A 2,596-nucleotide genomic window follows, 5' to 3' on the forward strand; every position below is an offset into this window, starting at 1 on the left:
CGCCCTCGCCCTCGCCTTCACTCCTCATGCGTCGATCATCTCCCCTGCTCCCCCTTGCTCGGCTCCCCGCCCGCTCACACCACCGAGTTTATAGACTTCCTTAACTTCACAAGTTTGTGAAACTCGCGTACTTTCAGAATCATGACCAAGGCAATCACCGTCTCGGGACTCCACAAGTCGTTCGGCAGGACGCACGCCCTGGCCGGGCTCGATCTGGATGTCGAGGCCGGCGAGGTGCACGGGTTTCTCGGGCCGAACGGTTCCGGGAAGTCCACCACTATCCGCGTCCTCCTCGGCCTGCTCCGCGCCGACTCCGGTGCCGCGCAACTGCTCGGCAGGGACCCCTGGCACGACGCCGTCGCCCTGCACCGCCGCGTCGCCTATGTCCCCGGCGACGTCACCCTGTGGCGCAACCTCTCCGGCGGCGAGGTCATCGACCTGTACGGGAAGCTGCGGGGCGGCCTCGACCGGGCCCGGCGCGACGACCTCGTCGAGCGGTTCGAGCTGGACCCGACCAAGAAGGGGCGCACGTACTCCAAGGGCAACCGCCAGAAGGTCGCCCTCGTCGCCGCCTTCGCGTCCGACGTCGACCTGCTGATCCTCGACGAGCCCACCTCCGGGCTCGACCCGCTCATGGAGGAGGTCTTCCAGCGCTGCGTCACCGAGGAGCGCGAGCGCGGGCGGACCGTGCTGCTCTCCTCGCACCTGCTCAGCGAGGTCGAGACGCTCTGCGACCGCGTCAGCATCATCAGAAAGGGAGTGACCGTCGAGAGCGGTTCCCTCGCCGAGCTGCGCCATCTGACGCGGACCAGCGTCACCGCCGAACTCGCGGGCCCGCCCAACGGGTTGGCCCACCTGCCCGGCGTACACGATCTCGCCGTGGAGGGCCAACGGGTCAAGCTCCAGGTCGACACCGACAAGCTCGACGGCGTGCTCAGGTCGCTCACCGAGTCGGGCATCCGCTCCCTGACCAGCACCCCGCCCACCCTGGAGGAACTGTTCCTGCGGCACTACCAGGACGAGGCGGCGGACGGTGACCGAGCGGCGGTGGCCCGATGACCGCCCACGCCTCCCCCGCCACCGCCGCCCTCGGAAGGAGTGAGAGCGCGACCGCGCGACAACTCGCCGGTACCGGCGCCCTGTTGCGGCTCGCCCTGCGCCGCGACCGGGTCATGATGCCCGTCTGGATCCTCCTCGTCGCCGGCCTTGTGCTCACCATGCCCGGCTCCCTGGAGAGCGTGTACGGGACGGCCGCCGAGCGCGCCGACGCCATGGAGTCGATGAACTCCAACTCCTCGATGCGGGCCATGTACGGCCCCGTCTTCGGCGACTCGATCGGCGCCCTGTCCGCCTGGCGCATCGGCGGCTACGCGGGCGTACTCGCCGCCGTCATGAGCCTCGTCATCGTCGTACGCCACACCCGTGACGAAGAGGAGTCGGGGCGTCAGGAGATGCTCTCGGCGTCCATGGTGGGGCGGCGGGCGCCGCTCACCGCCGCGCTGCTCGCCGCGTCCGTGGCCAACGCCGGGGCCGGGCTGCTGATCACCGCGGGCATGGCGGGGCAGGGTGCGTCCGGCGCGCTCGCGCTCGGCCTCGGGATCGCCGGTACCGGCATGCTCTTCGCCACCACGGCCGCAATCGCCGCGCAGCTCACGGAGAGCGCCCGGCTCGCCAAGGGGCTGACGGCGGCGGTCCTCGGAGCGGCGTTCGTGCTGCGGGCCGCGGGGGACGCGGGCCGCGCGGACGGCTCCTCCGCGGCGACCTGGCTCTCCCCGCTCGGCTGGCAGGAGAACCTGCGGGCCTTCGCGGGTGAGCGGTGGTGGGTGCTCGCGCTCGTCGGCGCCGCGCTCGTGGCGCAGGGCGTGGTCGCGTACGGGCTGGCGGGGCGGCGCGATGTCGGCATGAGCTTCCTGCCGACGCGGCCCGGGCCCGCGCGGGGCCGTATCGGCACGGCGGGCGCGCTCGCCTGGCGGCTCCAGCGGGGCGCGGTGTTCGGCTGGACGGCCGGATTCCTGCTCGCCGGGATGGTGTTCGGGCAGATGGCCTCCGGCGCGGCCGACATCGTCGGCGACAACGAGAACACCCGCGACATCATCGAGCGGATGGGCGGCGGCTCCGGCCTGACGGACGCCTTCCTCGCCACGATGACCGGGCTGTTCGGCATGGTCGCCGGTCTGTACGTGGCCTCCTCCGTGCTGCGGCTCCACGGCGAGGAGACCTCGCAGCGCGCCGAGCCCGTCCTCGCGGGCGCGGTGGGCCGGCTGCGGTGGGCGGCCGGTCACCTGGTGATCGCCTTCGGCGGAACGGTGCTCCTGATGACCGTCTGCGGGGCGGGCATGGCCATCGGACACGGCGGGGAGGCGGGGGCGCTGCTGGGCGCGTGCCTGGCGCAGCTCCCCGCGATCTGGGTGCTCGGCGCCCTCGCGGTGCTGCTCGTCGGGGCGTATCCGAGGGGGGCGGTGGCGGTCTGGGCCGTGGTCGGGGTCTGCCTGGCGATCGGCTGGATCGGCCCGGCGCTCGACCTCCCCCAGGCGGTCATGAACCTCTCCCCCTACGGCCACCTCCCGAAGCTGCCGGGCGCCGAGGTGTCCTGGCC

At 72.5% G+C, this 2,596-nt stretch carries 2 protein-coding genes; both read left to right on the forward strand.

Annotated elements, in window-relative coordinates:
• Positions 1 to 141 precede the first annotated feature (141 nt).
• On the forward strand, positions 142 to 1,059 hold the full coding sequence (locus GKQ77_RS31365; RefSeq protein ID WP_219692504.1) for an ABC transporter ATP-binding protein: 918 nt from the start codon (positions 142 to 144) through the stop codon (positions 1,057 to 1,059).
• A partial coding sequence (locus GKQ77_RS31370; protein WP_219692505.1) for an ABC transporter permease occupies positions 1,056 to 2,596 on the forward strand: 1,541 nt, incomplete at its 3' end. The genes GKQ77_RS31365 and GKQ77_RS31370, both read left to right, overlap by 4 nt.

Source organism: Streptomyces anatolicus, from assembly GCF_019400875.1.
Classification (GTDB): domain Bacteria; phylum Actinomycetota; class Actinomycetes; order Streptomycetales; family Streptomycetaceae; genus Streptomyces; species Streptomyces anatolicus.

Excerpts from the sequence above, each read along its gene's own strand:
- GKQ77_RS31365 (WP_219692504.1), top strand. The coding sequence starts at position 142 with ATGACCAAGGCAATCACCGTCTCGGGACTCCACAAGTCGTTCGGCAGG.